This window comes from Paenibacillus sp. O199 (genome assembly GCF_001636635.1).
GTDB classification, from domain to species: domain Bacteria; phylum Bacillota; class Bacilli; order Paenibacillales; family Paenibacillaceae; genus Paenibacillus; species Paenibacillus marchantiae.
The window spans coordinates 152,180-172,679 of sequence record NZ_LGRP01000002.1 but is presented as its reverse complement, the minus strand read 5'-3'; the positions used below and the strand labels follow the sequence as shown (position 1 = coordinate 172,679).

Sequence of the window (20,500 nt, the reverse complement as noted above, 5' to 3'; positions counted from 1 at the left end):
TCACTCCTTCCTTTATGCCGCTGTTATTAAATATTGTATTCGCTGATGGGTCTGCAAAATCCTTTTGGAAAACTTTTGGGGATTTAATTATCGCTTAACATTCGCCCGACAACCTGCTCCTTTGAAGCAACATAGCGCTCATTGCACTCACATGTAAAGAAAAAAACGCAGAAACCAAGTTATGGTTTCTGCGCTCCAATAATTACGGATACGATGCTCTCCTGCAGCTGATCTGCATTTTCCGTTTGATACGGATCGGCATTGAAAATAATAGCATCGGCAATATAGCCTTCTGCAATCTGTCCCAATTCGTTGCCACGACCCAGAATATCAGCAGCGTTTGACGTCGCAGATTGCCACGCCTCTGCCCGGGTCAGGCCATAATCGATCAGCGTATCCAGTTCTTGCAGATTATAGCCATGCAGTGAAGGTGTTGCGTAATCGGTACCGAAACCGAAACGGACTCCTGCTCTTTTGGCATATCCGATGGCTGTAGAATGAGCTTCAGCAGCGCGCGCTGCACGATCACTGATGACAGTAGGCAACGCCAGCACGCCTTTTGGATCTGCGGCAATACGATATATCGATGTGGTCGGCACAAAGGCCGTTCGGGACTGCGCAAGCCTGCCCGCCTGATCCTCTGATAAGAACATTCCATGTTCCACGGATTCCACCCCGGCCTGAATAGACCAGTCTATCGTCACTCCACCCCAGGTATGAACCAGCACCTTTTTATGGTGAGCATGGGCATGGCGAACGATGAACGCAAACTCTTCCTCCGAGAATACAGGATCGAGCACTTGTTCCGTAGGGGCTCCCAGCCCACCTGTAGCCATAATTTTAACCCATCCCGCGCCTGTATCAAAAATTCCGTTCAGCCGTTGTTCCAGATGCTTCACACCACGGGCATCTGCCGCTCCCAGCATTTCGCTGCTGGTTTCAACTCTTAAGGGGTGTTGATAGTGCTGAGCGAGATGTCGAGCGGTGCTTGGTAACAATCCGCCTGCATCTCGCGCCGTGGTTACTCCCGTCCGGAGGGTGGCTGCAAAAGCTTGCGCCTGCATCACCTCAACCTCGTGGCTGTCACGTTTCAATTGATCCGCATGGTCAAAGTCTGTCCAGGCCAGATGTGTATGAAGATCAATAACTCCGGGACTTATCCATATATCTGTACCCGGAAGCAATGCGTTATCATTCTGCGGCACGGATTCTGTAACAGATGCAAACCGGCCATTCTGAATCGAGATATCGAACCGTTTGCCTTCAATGCCTGCTATAAAGATATGTTTGAAGCTTTGCTCTTTCGATTTTACCTGGGTCATATTCATTTCCCCCAAACGAGGCGAACAGCCTGGACTGCTTGCTCATGGTCCTCATTTAATAATGCCGCAATGGTCGCAACAGCTTCCTCCACTCCTGCCAAGGACGCATTAACTCCAAAATGATTAATTCTCAGAAGCTGACCAAAAAGTTCTCCATCCCCCGGAGCAACGATGCCAATCGGCTGATCGATATGCAACTTCTTCTCCCCGGAAATTCGAACCGTCGTAGTCAGTGTCGAATATGTTCTGTTATCTTTTTGCCAAGGCTCCAGACCCAGGACCTGAATTCCCGCTATAGCAGATAACGCAGCCTGTTCATGACGCTTGATCACCTGCTCCAAGCCTTCAGACTCAATAGCTGTCAAAGCCAAAATCAGTGCTCTGGCTTCCAGCGTTGGAATGTTGGGAGGAACGCGGACGGGTGCAGCCCCATCGCCTGGTGGCTTCAGATCAAGCAAAGACAGGATGGAGTTGCGCGGTGCATGTGCATTGGATTCGAGAAATTCCCATCCACGCGGCGAAATGCTTACTGCGCTGATGCCGTTAGGCCCGGCCAGGGCTTTTTGTGCACCCACAGCTACAAAATCAACGCCCCATTCATCGACCAGCAGAGGCTCTCCCCCAATCGCTGATACAGAGTCACTCACCGTAATCAGGTTATGGGCACGCGCAATCTTTATAATTTTTTCTGCGGGATTCGACCCGCCTGTAACCACCTCTGCTTGAACAAAGGATAGTGCGGACGGTTGATACTTTTCAATCGCAGCAGCTACCTTCTCCACAGGTACAACTTCATCAAAAGGAACTTTGACTTCAATAACCGTTGCCCCTCCACGTTCAAGCCACTGACCAAACAAACTGCCATAAGGCCCTGTTACGACATTAACTATCGTACGACCCGGTGCAGATATTCCAGCTGCCACGGCCTCTATGCCCAAGATGGCCTCACCCGGGATGATCACCGGAGGATACTTTGTATTCAAAAGGTTGGAGAGCAATTGCGTAAGTGTATCGTATTCCGACAGGGTAAGGGGTATGTTTCCTTTATATTGTTGGCTCATATAAACCTCCTATAGAACTTGATTTCGGCATCTTTGGAACTGCGGACAGCAGCTCTCGGCTGTATGCCGTTTCAGGTCGTGTGAAGAATTGATCTTTGGGACTAATCTCCACCAGCTGACCCTGCCGCATGACTGCTACCGTATCGCTAATGGCATGGATAACTCCAAGATCATGAGAAATGAACAGAAACGTAAGATTAAGTTCCCTCTTAAGTGAATTGAACAAATCGAGCACACTCCGCTGCACAGAAACATCCAGTGCACTTGTCGGCTCATCCGCAATTAGCAGACTCGGCTCTACGCTTAAAGCGCGTGCAATGGCGATCCGTTGGCGCTGACCGCCGGAGAATTCATGCGGATACTTGTCCAGTGCCCTGCTTTCCAACTGAACACGGGCCAAGAGATCTCTCGATCTTTTCTCCACCTGTGAACGGTCTACAATGCGATGAAACAACAGCGCTTCAGCAAGAATCTGCCGAATGGAATGTTTGGGATTCAGTGAAGCATCCGGATTTTGGAAAATCATCTGTATGCTTTTATACTGCTCACGACTTCTCTTCTTCTTTAATTGCTGATCTCCCAGCAAAATCTGCCCCTCATCTGGCGTAATTAACCCGGCAATGACTCTCGCAAGGGTAGATTTGCCCGAACCGGACTCACCAACAAGACCAAGCGTGGTATGCCTCTGAAGATTTAGTGTGATGTTATCCAGCGCAGTAAAGTCACCATATTGAACCGTAACATTCTGAACCTGCAAAGCTAGTTCCATAGTTATTCGCTCCCTTCTAGCTTCGGTAAAGGAAGCACCGAGTTAATAAGCATCTCGGTGTAAGGATCTTGCGGGTTTTGCAAAAGGCCAAGCGAATCCCCGTGCTCCACGATCCGCCCTTGCTTCATCACGCACAGCTTCGAGCACAGCGTCGCTGCAATCGCCAGATTATGTGTTACAAACACCATGGCGAATCCCAGTTCACGCTGCAAACGTTGGATCGTTTCTATAATTTGACGCTGCACAGTAACGTCCAGTGCCGTTGTTGGCTCATCACAGAGCAGAATGCCTGGCTTGCACGCCAGAGCCAATGCAATGACTACCCGCTGACACTGCCCACCTGACAGCTGGCTAGGGTATCGATCCTCACGCTTCAATGAGTCGGGAAGCCCCAACAGTTCAAGTAATTCCAGCGCTGCTACCCTGGAGGCCTTCCTGCTTACCTTTTGCCTGTAATAGACAACTTCCGCCAGCTGTTTAACAACGGGACAGAGCGGATCGAGCGCACCTCTCGGGTCTTGAAACACCATGGCGCTGTTCACATCACTCCGAATGGTTCCACCCGTCTGCTCCACACCGCTTGGTAACAGTCCCAGAATGGAACGAAGAGTTAGTGATTTACCGGAGCCGGATTCACCTACTAATCCCAGGCTCTCCCCTCGCCCAAGCGAGAAATGTACATCTTGAACTAATTTTTGATTTGACTTGGTTGACAGAGATAGTGCCTTGACTTCAAGAATCGGTTCAGTGGACATTATTTTTTCCTCCATACATCGGCCAATCCATCACCGACAAGCGACAAAGCAATTCCCGTGTAAACGACTGCAAATCCCGGAACTGCCGAGAGCCACCAGGCTGTCGTGATAAAGGATTGTCCATCCGAGATCATCGTGCCCCAATCCGGGGTCGGTGGTGCGATGCCAATGCCCAGGTATCCAAGTGTAACAATCGCCACCAGCAGCCCCACCATATCCGTCATGAGGACAACGATCGCCTGAGGTAATACATTGGGCAGGAGATGACGAAGGATAATCCGTATTCCCGGCAAGCCCAACGTCTGTGCGGATGCGATCCATTCCTGCTTGCGGTACGATGCACTCAGCCCCCTGACGACACGTGCAAAGACAATCCAGCCAACGAGCATAAACGTAATATAAATCCCCCGCTCACCTGCTCCACTGGCAAAAGCCACGATAATGACGATGAGATAAAAAGGGAAAGCGATAAATGTATCGGTGACCAACGATATGATCTTATCAGTCCATTTTCCGTAATACCCTGCGAGCATCCCTAGAAATACGCCCATGCAAAAAGGTACAATTTCCGCCAGCACCATAATGCTCAAATCGGTTCGCGCGGCATAAATCAGTCTAGTGAACAAATCGCGTCCCAGTTGGTCTGTGCCCAACCAATGTTCAGCAGATGGAGGTTGCAAAAAGGCACTCAAATTTTGCTCCGAAGGGTCATAAGGACTAATCCACGGTATGATTACAGTCAAGATGATCAGCACGGCAAACATCACACTTCCCACAAGAAGGGAAGGAGTTTTCAATATACGATTCATGAGACTGGTGTTTTGGCTGTCTTCATATAACTGGGGTTCTATTTGTATCGTTTTCATGGTTTTCCTTTCGTTCTGGGATCAAGCCACCTGGAAAGAAGCTCTATCAGGAGACTGATGATCACGACAGATACAGCACAGTAAAGGGCTATGCCTTGAATGACCGGGAAATCCCGTTTGGAAATGGAACTAAACAAAAGACTGCCAATTCCTTTGATACCAAATACCTGTTCAACGACCAATGTGCCGCCAATGAGATAAGAGATATTAACGCCAAGAAGAATCAGCGTCGGAAGCGCCGCATTGCGCAGGACATGTTTGAATAGAATGACCCGGCTCGGTAATCTCGCAGCCTTCAATGTAACTACAAAATCAGATTCCAGTACTTCAAGCATCTGGGCTCTCAATGAACGGACCAATGTCGGAATCTGTGAAAAAGCCACGGTTATGGCGGGAAGTGTCAAACTGTATAAGGTGCCCCACCACCCTTCCCCAACTCCACCAACGGGAAACCAGTGAAGATGAACACTCAGCAGCAGAATCAAAAGGATGCCAACCCAGAAGATTGGCATACCTAGAGTTACCGTAGGAAAAATACGTATCAAATGATCCAGCAGCTTATCCTTGTGTGTAGCGGCCAATGTAGCAAGCACGAGTGCAATGACAATTGACAATGCACATGCCATGCCAATGAGCAGCAAGGTAACGGGTGCCCGATCAGCAATCAACTCTCTAGTCGAGGTTCCGTTAATAATGGAATTGCCGGTATCCCCCTGAGTGAACAGTGTCTTCACAAACCGTATAAATTGTTCCCCCAGCGGCAGATCCAACCCGAGAGCATGGTGCATGCTCTCCACGGCCTCGGGGGTGCTGTACTCGCCAAGAATCATTTTAGCAGGATCTCCTGGTACCATTCTGATGAGAAAAAAGACTGCTGTCATCACACAAAGGATCACTGCCAACGCTCTTCCCACAGTGCTGATCAACCAGAACTTATTCATTTCTGAATACGAACGTCTTCAAAACGCACACTTCCATTAGGCAAAACAACAATGCCATCTACTGAAGAACGAACGCCAATCAGAATATCCGGATAATAAAGCGGAATGTAAGGCACTTCATCGGCAAGCGTTTGAAGCAATTGGGAGTATATTTCGGCACGGCCATCGCCGTCCGGTGTTTGTTGACCTTTATACAGAAGCTTGGTTACTTCATCATTGGTGTAATGCGTCCAGTAAGATTTGCTGAAGCCATCAGGGTCAGTCTGGAACGCAACGATTGAGTTCGCTTCCGGAGAATCGGCTTGCCCACTGTTCAGCATCGCTGCGAAATCATAAGCAAAGAATCGTTCACGGAAGGTAGCCAGTTCAATCGATTCAATCTCGATATTAATGCCAATTTGTTTTCCCGCTGCCTGAATGATTTGCGCTTCTTGCGCTCTGGTGCTGTTGCCGGAAGCTACAAGCAGTTTTGTAGTGAATCCATCAGGGAAGGCCGATTTGGCCAGTTCCGCTTTGGCTGCATTTACATCAAAATTTAATGCCTTGAGAGTATCATTCGAATTGTAAGGAATCGTTGTAGGCAGCAATGAATTAGCAGTCTGTGCGTAACCAAAGGTAAGCGCCTTAGTCAGACCGTCACGATCAAGTGCCAGAGCCAATGCCCGGCGAACATGCACATCGGAAAAATGCTTATCCAACGTATTAAAGAACAATTGCTCTGTCACCCAGCTGCCGTTGGTTACAACGGTTGTATCCGCGCCATTTTTGATTTCATCAGCATTTTGCAGAGCCAGCGACTCAATCGCATCTACTTCTCCCGCCTTCAACTGGTTGATTGCTTGGCTATCATCTTCTATCAGCTTGTAAACCAGCTTATCAACCGATGGCTTTCCTTCTTGCCAGTAGTGAGTGTTCTTCGTAAAGGTTACATCGCCTGCAGGGTCCCACTGTTCAACCACGAACGGTCCTGTACCTATCGGCTTCTTGAAAAATTCTTCCTCGGTAACTCCGCCAAAATTGTTCGGAATAATACCGTTCGAGAAGTTGGAAAGCTCAGAGATAAATGGCGTATACGGCCCTTTAAGCGTAATCACCAATGTATGGCTATCCGTTACTTTGACAGTGTCTACCTTGGCCGATATTGCCAATGGGCCACCCACCTTCAAATGCCGCTCCAGCGAGAATACGGCATCCTCAGCCGTAACATCTGTGCCGTTGGAGAACTTCAAGCCATCACGCAACACAAACGTATACGTCAAACCGTCATCACTGATGTTATGCGACTTGGCAAGCCAGTCCACAATCTCGCCCTTGTTGTCAAAAGCAACCAAAGGTTCAAATACTTTATCAATGGCAAAAGCATTGTTCGATGTAATCTGATTATGCAAATCAAACGAGGTTACGGAAGCCGGCCGACCATATACAAAAGTCCCCCCCGTTGCAGTCTCGTCCGTCTTTGAATTTTCATCCGTACCTTGGCTCGTGCCTGGCTGGGCTGCTGCATTGGGAGCAGGATCATTGGTCGATCCGGAGCAACCGCTAACGATTACCAATAATAGAACGGCTAACGCTCCTACCCATAATGACTTTCTCGTTGATGATTTAAACTGTGACATGACTGACTCTCCCCTTCCAATAAAGCTTATGTGTTTAGTATGGATTGATTATGGATTAAAGCACCCCCTCTGTCAAACAAAAAATAATGACTATTGCGAGATAAAACTATTTTATCCAATGAAGGAAATGAATCCGTATTTATAAGGCTCAGAAGCACGTGACACACCAAAAAAGCCAGAATATATTCTGGCTCTCTCTTTGTTCTTAACTTTATATGATTTTGCGGAATAGCTCCATCACTTCATCCCTGGAAGGTTGATACGGATTGCCCGGTGCACAGGCATCTTTCATGGCATTATCCGCCAGCAATTCAACATCAGGGTCTTTCACACCCAATTCTGACAGTTTCTCAGGAATGCCTACCTCCTTGGAAAGCTGACGAATGGCTTCGATCACGTACTCCGAGCACTCCTCATCCCGTTTTCCTTTTACATCCATACCGATTGCTTTGGCAATATGACGGAATTTACCTGGCACATGCTTTGCATTCAATTCCTCTACATAAGGGAGCAACATCGCGTTACATACCCCATGCGGAAGGTCATAGACTCCACCAAGTTGATGGGCCATCGCATGTACATAGCCCAAGCCTGCATTGTTAAAAGCAATCCCGCCAAGAAAACACGCATACGTCATATGCTCTCTTGCTTCCAGATCACTACCATCCCTGACCGCTCTGGGCAAATATTCAAAGATCAGCTCAACGGCAGCAGCCGCTGTAGCACTCGTCACCGTGAACCCGCCAGGCGTCACCATGGCTTCCACCGCATGGGTCAATGCATCCATGCCCGTGGCCGCTGTAAGACTGGCTGGCTTGCTCAGCATCAGTTCCGGGTCATTCACCGACAAGTCAACGAGACTGTTTCGATCCACCATCACCATTTTCACCTTACGTTCCTCATCTGTAATCACGTAGTTCATGGTCACCTCACTCGACGTGCCAGCCGTTGTGTTAATGGCAACAAGCGGCACGGACTTGTGTTTCGATTGATGCAAACCTTCATAATCACGGATATGTCCACCGTTGGTTGCTACAATGCCAATTCCTTTGGCAGCATCCTGAGGTGAACCTCCGCCTATCGATATAATGGCGTCACAGCCATGATCCTGAAATACCTGAAGTCCGTCATGTACATTCTGACAGGTGGGATTGGGCTGAACCTCATCATATACCACATAGTCTAACCCTGATTTTCTTAGTATAGACAGCACTTGTTCAGCAACGCCGGAAGAAATCAATCGACGATCAGTTACGACAAGCGCTTTGCGAATACCCATATTCTCAATCATCTTGCCTGCTTCGTGTAAACATCCTCTGCCCATCAAGTTCACGGGCGGAACATAATAAGCGTGTGTTGCCATCTGAACCAGCCTCCTGTTACCCCTGATTTACTATCTTTATTGTAACTGAATCCGTTTTCAGATATAGTGAAATAAATCACAACCGAGTTGATAAATGTTTCATTTGCACGGAATTATCTAAGAATTATCCAATAATCATGAATGCTCTTCAGTAACTTGCTTATCTGTGCTTGAATTAAAAAGGGTAACTTGATCTTGGATTCACAAGTTTCACCGCTCGAATCAAAAAACAGGGGCTATCCCTGGTCATTTTCATGACTTCGGGACAGCCCCTACAGATATTCAGTAATTTAGAAGCTCCTGAATCGGCATGTAATAGACGGGATAAGCTCTGCCTTGATCAAAACCAAGCTTACCCGCTATCGCGATGGAATCATGACGGAATTCCTCTGTCGTCCAGTGTGGAACACAATTCCGTTCCAGAACGGATTGCACATAAGCGCTTGCCATGGCCGTAGCCAGGCCCTTGCCACGGTGTATCGAATCGTAGGTGTTGATGCCTGTTTCATGGTGAATGTCACTGACAAACACTGAGATACATGTACCTACAACCTGCCCTTCATATACCGTGCATGTGCCTGCTCCGTATCGGAAGAAGTCCTCCACCGAATGCCAGAATTTCAAAATTTCCTGTTCAATGATACAGCTTTTGTCCTCCAGCATTACAGCTCGATCGATAATTTGAAGCTTATATCCCGGAGGAACGAACAAGGAGCTGGAACTGCGTTCCATCCACTGTTCATACTTCGCAAGATTGAATTGAAAAGGAACTCGCAATCCTTCTCGCAAACGCCCATTGAACATGTGATCCAGGACGGGAGACCAATCCGAGCCGGGCTCGGGGTAAACTTCAAGATTCAGCATGTCTTCGCCAGAACCTAATGCTTCACGCAATAGCTCCTGAACGAGTACCTCCCTGACAAGACTGTTGAACTGTTCATTATCCGATCTTCCGATCAGATAAAACATTTCGTTTTCGGCCCAAATCAGGGCGCTTTTCGGCGCATGAAGCTGGTCTGCATAGACACGGCCGCGTTGAAGTCCCGCAAGCACTCCACCCATAACCACATGCCCGTACGTTCCCGAGATGAAGGGCGCTAATTGCTTCCTTTGGGACGGTTGATCCAGTAAAACCAACATGGTATAACCTCGCATTCTTTGTATAGTTAGGGAAATGAATACATTCAAATCCGCCCTGCCTCAGAATGCTGTAACGTCAGGTTTTTTCCTCGTTCCCTTTCACCTCTTCGACCTTTATTTTTATTTTTCGCTTACAGTGCTTTATCGTCTACTGCGTCCAACCAGGCTTCGATATCGCCGATGACGGAGGATACGCAGCCGTCTTCAAACGGAGAATTCAAACCTGCCAGTTCTACCAATCCTGTGAAGGACAGGCTTCCTCCGGCTTTACATAATGTCAGATAGTCAGCCCATGCGGACTTCATATCCTGGTTACTGCGTTTCCAGAACTGGAATGCACAGATTTGTGCCAGTGTGTAGTCAATGTAATAGAACGGCGACGAGAAGATATGACCCTGTTTGTGCCAGAATCCGCCTTGTTCCAAATAGGCGTTATCTTTGTAATTGATGTGCGGCAGATAAGTCTTCTCAATATTGCGCCATGCCTGTTTGCGCTCCGCTGGTGTTGCATCCGGGTTTGCATAGACAAAATGCTGGAATTCATCGACTGCTACGCCATAAGGAATAAAGAGCAATCCGGAAGACAGGTGATCAAATTTGTATTTGTCCGTATCTTCCTTGAAGAACAATTCCATCCACGGCCATGTAAAGAATTCCATGCTCATGGAATGGATCTCTGCGGATTCATACGTCGGCCAGTTGTACTCAGGTACTTCGAAGTGACGACTCTCATATACCTGGAACGCGTGACCTGCTTCGTGTGTCAATACGTCGATATCGCCTGATGTACCGTTAAAGTTTGAGAAAATAAACGGCACTTTGTAATCGTTCAGGAAGGTGCAATAGCCCCCGCCCTGCTTGCCTTTTTTGCTCACCAAATCCATCAATTCATTGTCGGTCATCATCTGGAAAAACGTATCCGTTTCCGGTGACAATTCAGCGTACATTTTCTTACCATTGTCAATGATCCAGTCTGCATCCCCTTTAGGTGTCGGGTTCCCTGTCTTAAAGCTGAAGCCCTGATCATAAAAATAGAGGGTATCCACATCAATCCGGCTGCGCTGACGCTCTCTGAGCTTCGTCGCTACAGGCACGATATAATCACGGACTTGTGCTCTGAAATTGGACACCATCTCCGCGTTGTAATCCGTACGGTTCATACGGTCATAACCGAGTTCCACATATGTTGGATATCCCAGCTTCTTCGCGATCTGCGTACGCACTTTCACCAAATCGTCGTAAATGCGATCGAATTCAGCCTCATGTTCAGCCATGAACGTATATCTTGCTTCCGATGCACGTTCCCGCATGGAGCGATCCGTGGACAACTCAAAAGGATGCAACTGCGGCAATGTGCGTTCTTCACCTTCAAACGGAATTTTGGCCGAAGCAATCAGCTGGTTGTATTCCGTGGAAAGTTTGTTCTCTTTTTGAAGGTCCTCGATAATTTCAGGGCTGAATGTTTTCAGGGACAGATCCGCCAGCTGGAACAGCTGTGAACCCCATTTTTGTTCCAGTTCAGCACGAAATTTGGAGTTTACCAATGCCCGATAATAATCGGTGATGTATTCTTGAATGATTGGAGAGCTTTCATCCAGAAATTCATTTTCTTCTTTGTAAAATGTATCATTGGTATCAATCGAATGACGGATGTAGACCAATTGTGCCTGAGTCTCAAAGTCACTTCGCAAAGCGTTAATCTTGTCCATATATCCACTCTGCTCTTCAACCGTAGTCGCGGCTTCAAAACCACTCAGAAGCTCACGGAATGACGTTTTGATTTGTTCCAGATCGGGACGTGTATACGTATACTCACTAAATTTCATTTATGTACACCCTTTCCTGTTAGGCATATTTCGGGATTCCCCGAGTTGAACTAAACCCTATTATACAAAAGAGCAGCCTAAAAATCCCAACTTTACGAAAAATATTTGTCCATCGGTCAAATGCAGCTACATCACTCGTTACATATGTTACGCATGAATGTTAGGTCCAATACACAAGTAAAAGATGCTGCGTCAGCAGGAAATGGGTTTTCCTCCGAGCAGCATCTCATTAAATCAGGAATAAGCGTATAAACAGAGCCGTTACTGCACGTTCACATACCAGTTAGAGTAATTGATCTGGCCGCTGCCTTTCGTAATTTCGGTTCCATATTCAACACTGCTTACATATTTGCTGTTAGTAAAATAACTTTTGGAGATCAGATAATCAGTGAAGTTTTTGACGTTGATGCTAAAGTTGTTAGGGGATTTTGACTTTTTCAGGAACGAGTATACCCACCATTGATGCACTCCGTTGTCGGTAATCTCGCCGCGATACAGATCATAGGTTTGTCCACCAATGGATACATCCGAGAACACTTTGGAACCAATAGGACCTACACCGGAAGTCCAATCGTTCCAGATCATAATCTCCTCGGTGGGTGTGCTTGACCAGGTCGCATTGCCGATGTCATGCAGCCAGATATCATACGCATTATTATATTCCCCTGTAGTGTTGGACGCCTTAGAATAACTTACTCCGGTATTGATACTTTTGTTCGCAGACAATCGCGTTGGCAGCCCACTGCCTGGCGTGAAACCCTCAGTCCAGTGCCAGCCGCTGACAAGAGAAGGATAAGCTTTGACTCCACCGGCAGTCGTTGGCCAGTTCCAAACGTAACCCAGATCAGTATTACTGTTCACATACACGGACTGGGACCAGCCACTGACACTTGAGCTACCCCAGCTATTGTTGAATATATAATACTTGTTGTTGCTGAAATTAAGTTTGGCATACGCTGTGGAATCCGATGCTGCGCTGGCTGTAATTGGAACGGCCGCAATCAGTAATGACATGACCAGCAGCATCCATGCTTTCTTGCCTGATCTTTTTTTCATCTTCAAACCCATAATGTTAGCCTCCCGTAAATTTTATGTAAACGCTTACAGATGTAAGTGTAAAACATTTCCATGTACAAGCATACCACTTAAATCAGACATTATTTCATGCTATATTTAGACTTTTTGGCATTATATACAAATAAGCCCGCCTCGCATCCATTGCGAAGCCAGCTTATAGGCTTGTCTTTTCACATTTCTTTTCAATATACCCTAGTGTTGATCGTTGTCCATAATCTTGTAGAACCAGCCCATTCCGACCATTCCCACAACCATAATGATACCCATAATAATGATATATGTCATGAATGTAACCCCCCTGCTCCGTATTTCTTCACACTACTATCAGTTTACACGGTGAAACCCATTTTGAATTGACTGAACATTGACAAAAATACGAAATCTTCATTTCCACTCCATATATCGTGTCCTTTTTCATTGTAATTCCAACCGGTATGTCATTCATTCGATTATTCCACATCACCGGATCTGCATCCAAATGTTCACTTGCTGTCATTATCCAATCTCTCCTTTAATGCTTCGGAGCCTACTTTTTCACTCTAATTTTATAGATATATCATATCATAGCGTACGATCTACCTTGCTCTTATAGTGAACAAAGTTTCATCCGCCATCCTTACGGTGTATACTATACTTCTATGAATTGGAATTGGATTATACGCAGAAAGGTTTGAACTGAATGTCGACTCGCATACCCTATTATCGTCAGCTATTACTCGCTTTTTTACTAACTCTTATGCTGTTTATACTATCCGCCTGCGCTGATGGTGAAGCTCATGTCACGGTTAATATGGACGGTTCATCCGATCTGGCCCTGAATCTCAGCGTAACCGACTCAGCCCTGGGAATGATGGGACAAGACAATCTCATGACAATGCTCGCAAATACGTTGAAGCAGAATAATTTCCAGGCCGAAGTTTCGGACCAGGGAGATCGGACACAACTCAAAGCGACGAACCATTATGAGAAAAGTAATACCGTCTCTACCTTCAGCACGTCGGATCTGCCTGATGGAATCAAAATGGAGCAATCCACTACACCTGGATTTTTCACTTCCAAATTGCATATTGCTGCGGAAGCAGACCTGATGCAGACCATACCCGATGGTGAGGTCAAAGACCAAATTAATAAGGTCCCCGGATTTCTCAAAAACCTGCTGCTGAAAGATGTCAATTTTGATTTCAAGCTAACGCTGCCAATCAAAGCGCAGGATTCCAATGCAGATCTGGTTGAAGATCACGGAAAAACCCTAATTTGGCACGTCTCACCACTGAATACGAATAAGCTAGATTTGACCGTACAGGTCCCGAATATTCGGAACATTATAATTACGGGGGGCATTGCCTTGGTGCTGATCATTGCATTACTTATCTGGTTCATGGTCCGTCGCAGACGAACCCGACAGAGTCGGAATGTATAACTAACCACAGCGCAATAAGCTTGGAGGAGATGACTACTATTTCATTTCTGACTTGCCAAATGATGTTATGGATAGTAGAATACATCCGTACTGTGTGAACGGTTAACTTAACTATGGAAAAGCTAAAGAGGTGACAGGTTTCATGAATATCCGGGAATGCCCATTGCCTGGTATCGGGGTGAAGTACCAGTTTGATACAAAAAGCGGTAATAAGTTGGTCATTATTGTCCACGAAGACGGACGCCGTGAATTATTCTCGGTGGACCCCAATGACAACGAAGAACTTACCCTAATTGCAGAACTGGAAGATGACGAGTGCGTAACCCTTTCGGGATTAATTGGAGGATGGTCCTGACATCTGTCAGGCTACTACCAACATCCACGGAAGACCAAAATAACCTGCCCTTGAATTTCAGAGGCAGGTTATTTTTTTCGATAACTTGACACAAGCAGCCCATCAGCGCTCGTGCTGGGAGCGTATGTACGGAACCCATGTGTTTAGCACACGACTTATTTCCGTAGAGCTGAACGGTTTGCTGATAAAGTCCTGCATACCACATTTCAGACAAGCTTCACGGTCGTTCGCTCCTGCAAATGCCGTGATGGCAGCAATGACCGGAATTTCAGGGTGGGTTTGCCTAATCCGGCAGGTCGCTTCAATCCCATCCATAACAGGCATTTGGATATCCATAAAGAGAAGGTCGTATGTCTCCCTTTCCAATGCTTTCACCGCTTCTGCACCATTCTCCACGATATCACATAGACCTCCGTGCTTACGAAGCATTTCCTCCAGCAAATGGCTGTTCAATGACTGATCCTCAGCTATAAGAATTTTGATCCCCGCTGCCAGACTTGTTCGATCCAGCTGCAGGTTGTGATCAGCCACCTCTTCAATCTGATCCGTAGACTCATCTTGCCATCGTTCAAGTAACAGGGTGAAGTGGAAATCCGCCCCCTCACCTGTCTCACTCTGTACACCAATGGCGCCGCCCATCAGTTCCACCAGCTTCTTGCTGATGGCCAGCCCCAGACCTGTGCCTCCATATTTGCGATTGATAGCCGGATCGAGCTGTGAGAAAGACTGGAACAGTTGATGTTGCTTATTGAACGGAATGCCAATCCCCGTATCTTTGACCGAAACGGACAAGATCAGATGATTCTCATTGTAAAATTCCGCTGGCTTAACGTTCACGTGAACCTGAATGCTTCCCTTCTCCGTGAATTTGATGGCATTGCCTACTAGATTAATCAGAATCTGACGAATGCGTGTTTCATCGCCTCGTACGCGTTCGGGAATCTGCTCTGACATTTCACAGTATAGTTCAATATTCTTTTCGGAAGCTCTAAGCGCAAATAGTTCCATGACCCCGCCAAGAACAGATTTAATATCCACTGGCTGGCGTTCAAGATCCATTTTTCCTGCTTCAATCTTACTGAAATCCAAGATCTCATTCAGAATGTGCAGCAGTGATTCACCACTGTCGATGATGATATCGGCGAAGCCGTTCTGCTCCTCATCCAACTCTGTTTCTTTTAACAGATGGGCCATGCCCATAATTCCATTCAGAGGTGTACGAAGCTCATGACTCATAATCGCCAGGAACTCGGACTTGGCTCGGTCCGCATGTTCTGCCACTTCCTTGGCACGAATGATGTCCTTCACCGATGTCATATCGCGGAAAACCAGTACAGCTCCACGATTCTCCCCCTGCTCCATTATCGGTTTCAGTTGGAACTCCGCCAGGAAGCTGGAGCCATCCTGCTTCCAAAATACAGACTCAGATCGCGGCAGGCATCGCCCTTCACGTACAGCTTGAAGAATAGGAGTGCTATTGGACGGATAAGGTATACCCTCACTTTGCATTTGTAACATGATCTCTTCAAGTGGCTTGCCATTCATCTCAGACGGACAGAAATCCATCATCTCCGTTGCAATCGGATTGGCAAATATCAGGTTACCATTCTGATCGAGGCCAATGACTCCCTCAGACATGGCATTGAGAATCAATGCTCTTTCGTAACTGAGATTTTCAATTTCCTCTACATACCTTTTAGACTCCGTAATATCACTAGTTATTCCATAGACGCCCACGACACGATCCTCGAGCAAAATCGGAACATTAATCACACTTGTTTCAATGCGCTGTCCGTCTTTGTGAATCAACCCCACTTCATAGCTCTGTGCGATTCCTTTTACAGTCTCTTCAAAATGATACCTCGTCTTATCCAGGTCCACCGGGTCAATGAGATGATCAAAGGATGAACTAAGAAGTTCCTCCTTGGTATGGCCTGTCAATTGCTCTTGACCTGCATTGGCCTTAAGCAGGTTTCCGTCCAAATCCAATGAAGCTACTCCAAGAGGGTTACTGTCGAACAATGATTGGTACTCCTGAAGACTTAATTGCTGCTGCTTGCTCGCTGTAATATCACGGGTCACTCCGATCATTTCCTGCAGATTTCCCTGTATGTCATATACATAATGAGTGATGGTATCCGCCCATATAACAGAACCATCCTTATGCTGGAGCCGATAGCTAATTCGATCAGGTGCAAGGCCCTGGATTTGACCAGCCACGAAAGCTTCAACTAGACGCACATCGTCGGGGTGTATGCAGAACAGGCCAGGTTGACCAACAACTTCTTCTGGATCATATCCCAACATACTTTTGCTGGCTGGAGATACGTACTTGAACGTCCGCTCCGGATCGGCATGGTGTATGGCAATCAGGTCAAGCGAGGATTCGGCCAGCAATCTTGAGATTCGACTGCTCTCCTCCAACTGCTTGCGCTGTATAATCAGTCGATTCTCCGCGTCCTTCTGCTTCGAAATATCCGCTGCCTGAACAAGCAAATAAAGCGGCTCGCCGCTCACTTCATCCCTGACGATGCAGGCTCTTACCGTCGCCCAGAGAAGGGAATCATCCTTACGCTTAAGCCGTAATTCAGTTTCATACATCAGACTTAATCCATTGGTCATATCCCAGAAATGGGATCTGAACTCCTCCATCTCTAAGTCTTCCTCATAGATCATATGTACAATTGGTGAGTCAATCAATTCATCTTCACTGCATCCCAGCATTTCACAAAATGCCGGATTAAGCTGAAGCCAACGTCCGTTCACATGCGAAGCAACAGCAATGCCGATCGGTGCATGTGTATATAACTGCTCGAACAGAGAGCGATTCTCTGCAATTGGATTCGACACCACATATCCTCCTTTATGGGGAATCTGAATATATTCCGTATGAACAGATCGACCTGAACATAACTTCATCTATAAGAGTAGTACCCCAAATATCATGATTTATAAACGAGATCAACAAAAATTCCAGGCAATAATCGACATTCTTATCGTGTGTTCATGCTGTCTGTACTTGTAGACATACAAAACCGCATAAGTGTCGTCATATACTACAGAATACGCGTGCATACCCGTTTGTACAAGGCTGAACATCCAAATGATACTGGAGGTTATGATTATGATCATTGTTGCGAATCAACCGATTGAGCTGGTACGTTCGGATTGGTCTGCTTTTGCATGGCATTGGTTACAGCAACTACAGAACAGTCCAACAGTATACACATATCAATCCATGGATCATCTTCACTTTGAATGGACGTTGCGCAAGTCTCTGGTGGATGCAGCAGAAGCGCTCGATCGAAGCGGGGTCAGCTTTGCCTCGTTCGAGAAATCCAGATGTAATCCTGCCTATTGGAACCGAAATGCTGAAGGTGGCTTTGAGCTAAGATCTGAGGTAACGCCTGCGGAAGGAATCCGGGACATATGGAAGAATGGTCATTTGTATGCCTTTGAATGTGCAACAGCGACTGTAATTGTCCTTTATGGCGGAGTATTGAACAGTATTCGGGAAGATGATTTCAATTCACTGTTCCGCAACCTGCTGCTCTACGACTGGCACTATGACAGCGATCTGCGATTAACGGAGAAGAACGGCAGCGACTCTGCGCTTCCTGGAGACGTATTGTACTTCAAAAATCCGGACGTTTCCCCTGAAACACCAGAGTGGCAGGGAGAGAATACCATTATGCTTCGTGAAGACGTATATTATGGTCATGGAATCGGGATTGCAAGCGGGGAAGAAATCATTCGTTCACTGAATCAAAACCGCATTCCTGGAAGTACAGTGTCAGCCTATTTGATGGATACAGTAATTTATCCGGACTTTCTATATCTATCCCGCTACGCCAAGAACAGTAACTCGAATTCACAAACAGCCTCATCTACTCCGGTCTTGCCGGGACAGTTGTATGTACGCATCGGCGGCAGCCGTTACTTGCGAGTCTAAACAGCTTGAAGCGTGATTATCATTAGGAGTACAGAATTGCTATACCGATATTTCATGCTGAAAACCCCGTAGAGCAGCAGGTCAACTGTTGCTTCACGGGGTTATTAGAACATTAGGGAAAGCCAGCCCAATAACGACCGTATTGTCCCACTGTTCCTTGTTATTCAGCTGAATTCGTTCATCTTTGTTATCCAATGGGGTCTAACTGTACAACGACCTGTTTGCCGCTCACCTGAATACCTGTCGTTTTACTGCCATACTCAGCCAGAGATTTGCACAGCTGTTCTGCCCATTCCTTGCCTGCTGTTCCTTCCTTGGCTCCATGCACCTGGATGACGAGCTTCACCGAGTCCCCCTTCGTCAGGATACGCTCTGCCTGAGATTGCTTGGTCTCCCGATCGTGGTCTTCCATCTGCAGGTTCAGTCGGATCTCCTTCACTTTACGTTTATCCGGGGATTTTACCGCCTTCTTCTTCTCTTGCTGCTTTTCCTGTCTCGCTGCTCCAGCGCCCATCAGTTTGCATGGCGGCGGGCTGGTCATTAGAGACATACAAATCAGATCCACCTTATGCTGCTTCGCAAGTGCAAGTGCGTCACGAGTAGACATGATGCCGAGATCTTCACCGTTCAGGCCGGTCAGTTGGACTTCAGTCGCTTTAATTTTTTCATTTTTGATCATGGTACATCCTCCTCTACAACAAAAGCCTGTCCTGACCTATGACAGATCAAGAGCAGGCTTGGATGTTGTAACTGAATATTCATCATATATCTGGACGTACTGGTTATACGTCGGTTTTGTGCATCTTACAACGAGTTGAACGCTTCGGTCAGAACTGGAACAATTTGCGATTTGCGGGATACTACGCCTTTGAGCAGCGCTCTGCTATCCGACAATGTTACATTGTAAGCTTTTTCTACAGCTTTGGTGGAAGCACCATAAGCCAATGCAACGGAATCGTTGTTCAGGATGTCGGTTACGACAAATACGAACAGGTCGAGACCTTTGCTGGAAATAATTGCTTCAATCGCTGCTTCAAGCTCAGGTTGTTTCACAAGCACATCATTCACGTCAATCGCGTTCACTTGTGCAATTTCCACTTTTGCTTGGCCCATAGCGAATTCTTTCGCATCCAGGGAAATCAGTTCAGCAATCGTTTTCTGACTCAGGTCCGCGCCCGCTTTCAGCATCTCCAGACCATAGCTATCTGCATCCACACCAGCAATGGCAGCCAGTTCACGGGCTGCTGCTACATCTTGCTCTGTGCATGTTGGGGATTTGAACAACAGGGAGTCGGAAATGATTGCGGACAGCATCAGACCAGCAATCGGTGCGCTGATTTCCACACCGTTTTCTTTGTACAATTTATTCAAAATGGTTGCTGTACAACCTACAGGTTCTGCACGGAAATACAGAGGCTGGCTTGTCTCAAAGTTTGCGATCCGGTGATGATCGATAACTTCAACAACAGTCACTTCCTCAATATCGCTGACACTTTGTTGACGCTCATTGTGGTCGACCAGGATGACCTTGTTCACTTCGTTAGCTGCTGTTTTGATCAGACGTGGCGCAGCCACTTTGAATTGGTCCAGTGCAAATTGAGTTTCGCCGTTTACTTCGCCGAGACGAACAGCTTCAACGTCCTGACCCAATTTTGTTTTCAAGTCTGCATAGGCAATGGCCGAGCAGATCGTATCCGTATCGGGATTTTTGTGACCGAAGATTAATGCTTTTTCCATATTAATAGCCCTCCGTCAATTCTGATTTAGATTAATAAAATGTAATAATTCAAGCATACCCTTACTGATTATAGCGTTAATAAGGCTTAATTCCAATCCCTTTACAGCGAATTAATTACAAAATCATGTCAGGGTCTTGCCTTTATACTCCGTAAACGAATGCACAACTCTGCCGTTCCGCCAGCTTCGATCCATTGTCGGTATGTATACCAATCCACATTCTCAAGAAAGTAAAAGGTTAGAGCTTCAACGGGATTTAATTTATACTTTTGTTTAAAGAGATTTATTTGAAATTCGCCG

The 20,500-nt window shown here is 46.6% G+C and carries 17 protein-coding genes; 3 read left to right on the top strand and 14 right to left on the bottom strand.

What is annotated here, in order from left to right:
* Positions 1-179: 179 nt before the first annotated feature.
* From A6049_RS04055 to A6049_RS04005, 11 genes are all read right to left on the bottom strand, one after another.
* Positions 180-1,322: an amidohydrolase family protein gene (locus A6049_RS04055; RefSeq protein ID WP_063563382.1), complete on the bottom strand. Its 1,143-nt coding sequence runs from the start codon at positions 1,320-1,322 to the stop codon at positions 180-182.
* Positions 1,323-1,324: 2 nt separating this feature from the next.
* Positions 1,325-2,383: a pyridoxal-phosphate-dependent aminotransferase family protein gene (locus tag A6049_RS04050; protein WP_063563381.1), complete on the bottom strand. Its 1,059-nt coding sequence runs from the start codon at positions 2,381-2,383 to the stop codon at positions 1,325-1,327.
* On the bottom strand, positions 2,367-3,152 hold the full coding sequence (locus A6049_RS04045; RefSeq protein WP_063563380.1) for an ABC transporter ATP-binding protein: 786 nt from the start codon (positions 3,150-3,152) through the stop codon (positions 2,367-2,369). The genes A6049_RS04050 and A6049_RS04045 overlap by 17 nt, the downstream gene beginning before the upstream one ends.
* A 2-nt stretch (positions 3,153-3,154) precedes the next feature.
* The gene (locus A6049_RS04040) at positions 3,155-3,907 is read right to left on the bottom strand and encodes an ABC transporter ATP-binding protein (RefSeq protein WP_063563379.1); all 753 of its coding nucleotides are present in this window, start codon (positions 3,905-3,907) and stop codon (positions 3,155-3,157) included.
* Entirely contained in the window at positions 3,907-4,773 is an 867-nt protein-coding gene (locus A6049_RS04035; protein ID WP_090805739.1) for an ABC transporter permease, read from the bottom strand. The genes A6049_RS04040 and A6049_RS04035 overlap by 1 nt, the downstream gene beginning before the upstream one ends.
* Positions 4,770-5,714 carry an ABC transporter permease gene (locus A6049_RS04030; protein WP_231952554.1) on the bottom strand — a complete coding sequence of 315 codons (945 nt, stop codon included), beginning with the start codon at positions 5,712-5,714 and terminating at the stop codon, positions 4,770-4,772. The genes A6049_RS04035 and A6049_RS04030 overlap by 4 nt, the downstream gene beginning before the upstream one ends.
* Positions 5,711-7,330, bottom strand: a complete 1,620-nt coding sequence (locus A6049_RS04025; RefSeq protein WP_063563377.1) for an ABC transporter substrate-binding protein — start codon at positions 7,328-7,330, stop codon at positions 5,711-5,713. Before A6049_RS04025 ends, A6049_RS04030 begins: the two co-directional genes overlap by 4 nt.
* Positions 7,331-7,541: 211 nt before the next feature.
* Complete coding sequence (locus tag A6049_RS04020; RefSeq protein WP_063563376.1) at positions 7,542-8,693, bottom strand: iron-containing alcohol dehydrogenase; 1,152 nt, start codon at positions 8,691-8,693, stop codon at positions 7,542-7,544.
* Positions 8,694-8,975: 282 nt separating this feature from the next.
* Positions 8,976-9,833, bottom strand: a complete 858-nt coding sequence (locus A6049_RS04015) for a GNAT family N-acetyltransferase (protein WP_063563375.1) — start codon at positions 9,831-9,833, stop codon at positions 8,976-8,978.
* Between the two features lie 131 nt (positions 9,834-9,964).
* Positions 9,965-11,659 (bottom strand): M3 family oligoendopeptidase, encoded by a 1,695-nt coding sequence (locus A6049_RS04010; RefSeq protein WP_063563374.1) that lies wholly within the window; start codon positions 11,657-11,659, stop codon positions 9,965-9,967.
* A 261-nt stretch (positions 11,660-11,920) separates the two neighbouring features.
* On the bottom strand, positions 11,921-12,727 hold the full coding sequence (locus A6049_RS04005; RefSeq protein WP_231952556.1) for a glycoside hydrolase family 12 protein: 807 nt from the start codon (positions 12,725-12,727) through the stop codon (positions 11,921-11,923).
* Between the two features lie 688 nt (positions 12,728-13,415).
* On the opposite strand from A6049_RS04005, the gene A6049_RS03995 reads away from it, so the two are divergent.
* Entirely contained in the window at positions 13,416-14,156 is a 741-nt protein-coding gene (locus tag A6049_RS03995) for a hypothetical protein (RefSeq protein ID WP_145921895.1), read from the top strand.
* Positions 14,157-14,298: 142 nt separating this feature from the next.
* Entirely contained in the window at positions 14,299-14,511 is a 213-nt protein-coding gene (locus A6049_RS03990) for a cation:proton antiporter regulatory subunit (RefSeq protein ID WP_053779896.1), read from the top strand.
* 102 nt (positions 14,512-14,613) lie between these two features.
* Here A6049_RS03990 and A6049_RS03985 read toward each other — a convergent pair whose 3' ends face one another.
* On the bottom strand, positions 14,614-17,361 hold the full coding sequence (locus A6049_RS03985) for a hybrid sensor histidine kinase/response regulator (RefSeq protein ID WP_161490543.1): 2,748 nt from the start codon (positions 17,359-17,361) through the stop codon (positions 14,614-14,616).
* Positions 17,362-17,635: 274 nt separating this feature from the next.
* Between A6049_RS03985 and A6049_RS03980 the strand changes: the two genes are divergently transcribed.
* Positions 17,636-18,463 carry a protein-glutamine gamma-glutamyltransferase gene (locus A6049_RS03980; RefSeq protein ID WP_095205954.1) on the top strand — a complete coding sequence of 276 codons (828 nt, stop codon included), beginning with the start codon at positions 17,636-17,638 and terminating at the stop codon, positions 18,461-18,463.
* Between the two features lie 187 nt (positions 18,464-18,650).
* On the opposite strand, the gene infC is transcribed toward A6049_RS03980, so the two are convergent.
* On the bottom strand, positions 18,651-19,142 hold the full coding sequence (gene infC, locus A6049_RS03975) for a translation initiation factor IF-3 (protein ID WP_063563371.1): 492 nt from the start codon (positions 19,140-19,142) through the stop codon (positions 18,651-18,653).
* 125 nt (positions 19,143-19,267) lie between these two features.
* Entirely contained in the window at positions 19,268-20,200 is a 933-nt protein-coding gene (locus A6049_RS03970) for a manganese-dependent inorganic pyrophosphatase (protein WP_063563370.1), read from the bottom strand.
* Between the last annotated feature and the right edge of the window lie 300 nt (positions 20,201-20,500).